This window comes from Actinomycetota bacterium, assembly GCA_036280995.1.
Taxonomy (GTDB): domain Bacteria; phylum Actinomycetota; class CALGFH01; order CALGFH01; family CALGFH01; genus CALGFH01.
The window spans coordinates 1-6,862 of record DASUPQ010000361.1 but is presented as its reverse complement, the minus strand read 5'-3'; the positions used below and the strand labels follow the sequence as shown (position 1 = coordinate 6,862).

The following is a 6,862-nucleotide window of genomic DNA, read 5'->3' as shown; positions in this document are numbered from 1 at the left end:
ACCGTCCGGGTCGCCTACGAGCCCGAGCAGGTGGTGGTCGAGGTCAGTGACGAGGGCAACGGCTCGGAGTCCGCCTTCGGCCGACAAGCAACAGACTCCGACCGGCGGATTCGCCGGTCGGGCGGGTCGGGCATCGCCGGGATGCGCGAACGGGTGACCGCCGCCGGGGGCGAGCTGGACGCCGGGCCCCGGCCCGGGGGCGGCTTCCGGGTCACGGCGAGGCTCCCCCGGTGATCCGCGTCGTGGTAGCCGACGACCAGGCGCTGTTCCGGGCCGGGGCCCGGGTCCTGCTCGAGGCGGAGGACGACCTGGAGCTGGCCGGGGAGGCGGGCGACGGGCGGGCCGCGGTCGAGCTGGTCCGGCGTGAGCTGCCCGACGTGGTCCTGATGGACGTGCGCATGCCGGTCATGGACGGCATCGAGGCGACCCGGACGATCGCCGCCGACCCGCGCCTGGCCGGGGTCCGGGTGGTGATCCTGACCGGCCGGGAGCGGGAGGTGGTCGGCCTGGTCGCCCTCGGCCTGGCCAACGACGAGATCGCCGACCGCCTGGTCGTGAGCCCGGCCACCGTCCGCACCCACGTGAGCCGGGCCATGACCAAGCTGCACGCCCGCGACCGCGCCCAGCTGGTCGTGTTCGCCTACCAGTCGGGCCTGGCTCAGACCCGTTCCAGGCCGACGTAGTTCTCGGCCAGGCTGCGGGCGGCCGGCTCGGAGGCGGCCAGGTAGTCGAGGCGGGCCTGCTGGACCCGGCGCTGGAAGGCGTCGTCACCGGGGGCGCGGTGGAGCAGGCCGGTCATCCAGGTGGAGAAGTCCTGGGCCCGCCACACCCGGCGCAGGCAGGTCGCCGACCAGGTGTCGAGCAGGTCGTTGGCGCCGGTCCGGTACCAGGCGGCCAGGGCCTCGGCGAGGACCTTGACGTCGGCCACGGCCAGGTTCATGCCCTTGGCGCCGGTCGGGGGGACGATGTGGGCGGCGTCGCCGGCCAGGAACAGCCGGCCGAAGCGCATCGGCTCGACCACGAAGCTGCGCATGCCGGTGACGCCCTTGTCGAGGATCGGGCCCTCGTCGAGGGTCCAGCCGTCGTCGGTGGCCAGCCGGGCCTGGAGCTCCTCCCAGATGCGCGCGTCCGGCCAGCGCTCGACCGGCTCGTCGGGGTCGACCTGGAGGTAGAGGCGGGTCAGCTCGGGCGAGCGCATGCTGTGGAGGGCGAAGCCCCGGTCCGAGGCGGCGTAGACGATCTCCTCGGAGGAGGGCGCGACCGCGGCCAGCACGCCCAGCCAGGCGTACGGGTAGGCCCGCTCGAAGACGGCCCGGGCGGCCGCCGGGACGTGGTCGCGGCAGACGCCGTGGAAGCCGTCGCAGCCGGCGACCACGTCACAGGCCAGCGCCTGGTCCTGGCCGCCGGCCCGGAACCGGATCGTCGGCCGGTCGCCGTCGACGCCCTCCAGGCGCACGTCCTCGACCTCGAACAGGACCTCGCCTCCGGCCCCCAGCCGGGCCGCGATCAGGTCCTTGACCACCTCCTGCTGGCCGTAGATGGTGATCGACCGGCCGGTCAGGTCGGTCAGGGGGACGCGCTGGCGGCGGCCGCCCGAGCGCAGCTCGATGCCGTGGTGGACCATGCCCTCGCGCCGCAGCCGCCCGGCCACCCCGGCCGCCTCCAGCAGCTCGACCGTGCCCTGCTCCAGCACCCCGGCCCGGACCCGCTGCTCGACGTACTCGCGGCTGCGCAGCTCCAGCACCACCGACTCGACGCCCTCCAGGGCCAGCAGGTGCGACAGCAGCAGCCCGGCCGGTCCCGCCCCGACGATCCCCACCTGCGTCCGCATGGCCGCTCCCCGTCCCCTTCCCATCCGGGGGCTGCCGCTTCGCTTCATGAGCCCCCGGGCCCCAGTACGATGCCACCGAGGAGGAGGATGCCATGCCCGAAGGGTCGCTGTTGGGCGGGGTGTTCGGCCGCGGGCCGGTGGCCGGCGAGGTCGGCGACCGCGCCTTCCTCCAGGCCATGCTGGACACCGAGGCCGCCCTGGCCAGGGCGTCGGCCAAGGCCGGGCTGGTCCCGGCCGGGGCCGCCGAGGCGATCGCCGAGGCGTGCTCGGCCGAGCGGTTCGACCCGGCCGAGCTGGGCACCCTGGCCGCCGCCAGCGGCAACCCGGTGGTGCCGCTGGTCGCCCGGCTGGCCGAGCGGCTCCCGCCCGCGGCCGCCGGCCACCTCCACCAGGGCGCGACCAGCCAGGACGTGCTCGACACGGCGGCCATGCTGGTCGCCCGGCGGGCCCTGGCGCCGCTGCTGGCCGACCTGGCCGGCGCCGCCGACGCCTGCGCCGCCCTGGCCGCCGCCCACCGCGGCACCCTGGTCGCCGGCCGGACCCTGCTCCAGCAGGCGGTCCCGGTGACCTTCGGCCTCAAGGCGGCGGGCTGGCTGGTCGGCCTGGACGAGACCCGCCGGCGGCTCGCCGAGGTCGACCGGGACGAGCTGGCCGTCCAGCTCGGCGGGGCCGCCGGGACCCTGGCCGCGTTCGGCGACCGCGGCCTGGCCGTGCTCGCCGGGTTCGCCGCCGAGCTCGGTCTGGCCGAGCCGACCCTGCCCTGGCACGCCGTCCGGGCCCGGCCGGCGGCGCTGGCCTCGGCCCTCGGGGGCTGCGCCGGGGTGCTGGCCAAGGTGGCCCGCGACGTCGCCCTGCTCGCCCAGACCGAGGTCGCCGAGGTCCGCGAGGGCGGGGGCCCGGGCCGGGGCGGCTCGTCGGCCATGCCCCACAAGCGCAACCCGGTCGGGGCGGTGGCCGTGGCCGCCTGCACGGCCCGGGTGCCGGGCCTGGTCGCCACCGTCCTCGGGGTCATGGCCCAGGAGCACGAGCGGGCCGCCGGCGGCTGGCACGCCGAGTGGGAGCCGCAGCGCGAGCTGCTGCGGCTGGCCGGGTCGGCCGCCGCCTGGTCGCGGGAGCTGCTCGAGGGCCTGGAGGTCGACCCGGCCCGGATGCGGGCCAACCTGGACGCGTCGGGGGGGCTGCCCATGGCCGCGGCGGTGGTGGCCGCCCTGGCCGGCCCGCTCGGCCCGGCCCGGGCCCGTGAGCTGGTCGACCAGGCGGCCCGGGCGGCCGCCGAGGAGGGCCGGCCCCTGCGCGACACCTTGCTGGCGGCGCCGGAGGTGGCCGAGCGGCTGGGCCCGGCCGGGATCGACCGGGCCCTCGACCCGGGGCGCTACCTCGGCTCGGCCACGGCGCTGATCGGCCGGGCCCTGGCCGCCCACCGGTAGGCCGCCGGCGCCGGCCGGGCCCGCCGCTGCGAGGGGAACCGGGCCTCGACGCTCGCCCGCATCCGGGCGAAGCGGCGCACCTGGTAGGCGACGTGGAGGGCCAGGATCACCGTGCCCGAGGCCATCCCGGCGAGTACGGTCGGGAGCAGCGCGAGGTGGGCGGCGGTGGCCACGGCCAGCGCGACGGTGACGCCGCCAAGGAGGCCGTTGATGACCGCGACCGCGCTCGGCATGGTGAACAGGAACTGGGTCCAGGAGTCCCTGACGTACATGTTGGCCAGGGCGCCGCGGACGTCGTCGCGTCCCGACAGCAGGAAGTAGTGGGCCTGGGAGGGGTCGATCTCGGTGTAGTAGTGCCGGATCCGGTTGATCGCCCTGGCGTAGATGATGTCCTCGACCGAGCTCTGCAGCACCCGGACGTAGGTGACCAGCCCGAGGAAGAACACCGCCGGCAGGACGGTCAGGGCGACCACGAAGAAGACCTCGCCCAGCGGGGACCGCTGGGCGACCAGGGCGAGGGCGACCAGGGTGCTGGACAGCGCCCCGATGTACAGGGCGGTGCGGCCGTTGCCCTCGTTGACGGCGACGGCGCGGGCCGTCTGGAGGGTGAAGTGCTCGGTGGTGAGGGCCTGCATGAACGCCTGCTGCTGCTGCTGCGGCTGGCTGGGCGGGGTGATCGGCTCGGCGGACATCGTGGTCACCTTCTGCTCGGAACGGGCGGCGCTGCGGATGGCAGACTTGACGCTAGCTCCCGGGCGGCCGGTGACCTTGAAGACGGCATGGAGAAACCAGGGAGACGGGGCGGATGATCTACCGGTTCGGGGACTGCGAGCTCGACGACCAGCGCTACGAGCTGCGCCGCGGTGGCGTCCCCTGCCATCTGGAGCCGCAGGTGTTCGAGGTCCTCGCCTACCTGGTCCGCCACCGCGACCGGGTCGTCCCCCGGACCGAGCTGCTGGACCAGATCTGGGGCAGCCGCTTCGTGACCGACTCGGCCCTGGCCAGCCGGGTCAAGGCGGCCCGCCGGGCGGTCGGCGACAGCGGCCGCACCCAGGGGGTGATCCGCACCGTCCACGGCCGCGGCTACCGGTTCCTGGCCCCGGTCCAGGAGCCCGCCCAGGCGCCGGCCCGGGGGCCCGGCGCCCCGGCTCCGCCGGTGGCGGTCCCGGCCGGGGTGGCGCCGGTGGGGCGGGAGGCGGAGCTGGCGCGGCTGCAGGAGCTGCACGGCCTCGCCCAGGCGGGGCGGCGGCAGGTCGTGTTCGTCACCGGCGAGGCCGGCATCGGGAAGTCGACGCTGGTGGAGGCGTTCGCGGCCGGGGTCGAGGGGGAGGCGGGGCTGGTCGCCCGGGGCCAGTGCCTCGAGCAGCGCGGCGCCCCCGAGCCGTACCTGCCGGTCTTCGACGCCCTCGACCGGCTGTGCCGGGCCGACGCCGGGGCGGTGGCCGTGCTGTCCCGCCTCGCCCCGACCTGGCTGGTCCAGATGCCGGCCCTGGTCGACTCCGGCGACCGGGACGACCTGGAACGGCGGGCCCTGGGCGGCACGCGGGAGCGGATGCTGCGGGAGGCGGCCGAGGCGCTGGAGGCCGTGGCCGCCGGCCGCCCGCTGGTCCTGCTCCTGGAGGACCTCCACTGGGCCGACCCCTCCACCGTCGACCTGCTGGAGTGGCTGGCCCGGCGGCCCACGCCGGCCCGGCTGCTGGTGGCCGGCACCTACCGCCCGGCCGACGCCCTGGCCGGCGGCGCGTCCATCGCGGCTGTCGGCGCCGACCTCCGGCTGCGGGGCCTGGCCGCCGAGCTGCCCCTGGGCGAGCTCGGCGTCGCGGCCGTGGCCACGGTGCTGGGCCGCGACCTCCCCGGAGCGGAGGTCCCCGAGGAGCTGGCCCGGCTGGTGCACCGGCGCACCGACGGGGTGCCGCTGTTCGTCGTCCAGCTCGCCCAGGCCTGGACCGACGCCGGCGTCCTGCGGCCGGCCGAGGGCCGCTGGGAGCTGGCGTCGGGCCCCGCCGGCGACGGCGGGCAGGTCCCGGACGACCTCCGCCGCCTGCTCGAGCTGCAGCTGGAGCGGCTGGCCGCGGCCGACCTGGCCATGCTCGAGGCGGCCGCCGTGGCCGGGGTCGAGTTCGCCGCCGCCACCGCCGCCGGTGACGGCCCCGCCGGCGTCGAGGCGGTCGAGGAGCGCTGCGCGGCCCTGGCCCGCCACGGCCGCCTCCTGCGGGCCACCGGCCCGGTGGCCTGGGCGGACGGGACGGTGTCGGCCGGGTTCCGGTTCGACCACGACCTCCACCGGACGGTGCTGTACGACCGGATCCCGGCCGGCCGGCGGACGCGGCTGCACGCCGCCGTGGCCGACCGGCTGGAACGGGCCTACGGGCCGGCCGTGACCGGCCACGCGGCCGAGCTGGCCGCCCACCTCCTGGCCGCCCGCGACCACGCCCGGGCGGTCCCCTACCTGCAGGCCGCGGCCACCCAGGCGCTGGGCCGCAGCGCCCCCCGCGAGGCCGCCGGCCACCTGGAGGCCCTCCTGGCGGCCCTGCCCCACCTCCCCGAAGGCCCCGAGCGGGACCAGGCGGAGCTGGCCGCGCAGATGACCCTGGGCCCGGCGCTGGTCGCCATCCGCGGGTTCGCCTCCCCGGAGCTGGAGGCGGCCTACACCCGGGCCCACGAGCTCTGCGTCGCCCTCGACCGGCCCCACGAGCTGGCCCTGGTGCTGCACGGCCTGGCCGCCGTGGCCGAGTTCCGCGGCCGCTACCACCGCTCCGAGGCGCTGCTGGAGCGGATCCTGCGGCTCGGCATCGGCGACCTCGCCGTCGAGGCCCACGAGCTGCTGGCCTGCTCGACCTTCCACCAGGGGGCGGCGGCCAGGGCGGCCGGGTACGCCGAGCAGGGGCTGGCCCTGTACGACGAGGGCGGCGACCACACCTACCTGGCCGCGTTCGGGGAGCACCCGGCCGTCTGCTGCCACTACTGGGCCGCCCTGGCCCTGTGGTTCCTCGGCCGCCCGGACAGCGCCCTCGACCATGGCGAGCAGGCCCGGGCGCTGGCCACCTCCCACCCCTACAGCCTGGCCAGCGCCGAGGTCCAGCTCGCCTACCTGCACCAGTACCGGGGGGAGGCGGCGGCCACGCTGCGCTGGGCGACCAGCGCCCTGACGGCCGCGACCGAGCACGGCTTCCCGATCCGCAGCGCCCAGGCGGCCATCCTCGGCGGCTGGGCCGTTGCCGTCACCGCCGCCGACGCCGCCGGGGTCGAGCAGCTCCGGGCCGGGCTGGCCGGCTACCTGGCCACCGGGGCCGAGCTCGACCACCCCTACTACCTGGGCCTGCTCGGGGAGGCCGTGGCCGCGACGGCCGGCCCGGCGGAGGGGCTGGTGGTGGTCGAGGAGGCGATCCGGATGGTCGGGACCGCCCGCCCCTTCTACTACCTGCCCGAGCTCCACCGGATCCGGGGCGACCTGCTGGCCCGCGACCCCCCCTCGGCCGGTGAGGCCGCCGGCGCCTACGGCCGGGCCATGGTGCTGGCCGCCGGCCACGGCGCCCGCTCCCCCGAGCTGCGCGCCGCCATCCGCCTGGCCCGCCTCCCCGAGCCGGTGCGGCCGGCCGGCGCC

Annotated in this window: 6 protein-coding genes; 4 read left to right on the top strand and 2 right to left on the bottom strand. The window is 77.4% G+C overall.

What is annotated here, in order from left to right:
- Positions 1–234: ATP-binding protein (locus VF468_12170; GenBank protein HEX5879053.1), on the top strand; the 234-nt coding region annotated here is incomplete at its 5' end.
- A complete protein-coding gene (locus tag VF468_12165) occupies positions 231–683 on the top strand; it encodes a response regulator transcription factor (GenBank protein ID HEX5879052.1) in 453 nt (150 codons plus the stop codon). The genes VF468_12170 and VF468_12165, both read left to right, overlap by 4 nt.
- Here the strand turns inward: VF468_12165 and VF468_12160 are convergent.
- Positions 659–1,831 carry a 4-hydroxybenzoate 3-monooxygenase gene (locus tag VF468_12160; protein ID HEX5879051.1) on the bottom strand — a complete coding sequence of 391 codons (1,173 nt, stop codon included), beginning with the start codon at positions 1,829–1,831 and terminating at the stop codon, positions 659–661. The genes VF468_12165 and VF468_12160 overlap by 25 nt on opposite strands.
- Positions 1,832–1,923: 92 nt before the next feature.
- Here VF468_12160 and pcaB point away from each other — a divergent pair, with 92 nt between their 5' ends.
- Positions 1,924–3,258, top strand: coding sequence for a 3-carboxy-cis,cis-muconate cycloisomerase (gene pcaB / locus VF468_12155; GenBank protein ID HEX5879050.1), 1,335 nt, complete (start codon positions 1,924–1,926; stop codon positions 3,256–3,258).
- On the opposite strand, the gene VF468_12150 is transcribed toward pcaB, so the two are convergent.
- A complete protein-coding gene (locus VF468_12150) occupies positions 3,204–3,950 on the bottom strand; it encodes a hypothetical protein (protein ID HEX5879049.1) in 747 nt (248 codons plus the stop codon). The genes pcaB and VF468_12150 overlap by 55 nt on opposite strands.
- 113 nt (positions 3,951–4,063) lie before the next feature.
- Between VF468_12150 and VF468_12145 the strand changes: the two genes are divergently transcribed.
- Positions 4,064–6,862: AAA family ATPase (locus VF468_12145; protein ID HEX5879048.1), on the top strand; the 2,799-nt coding region annotated here is incomplete at its 3' end.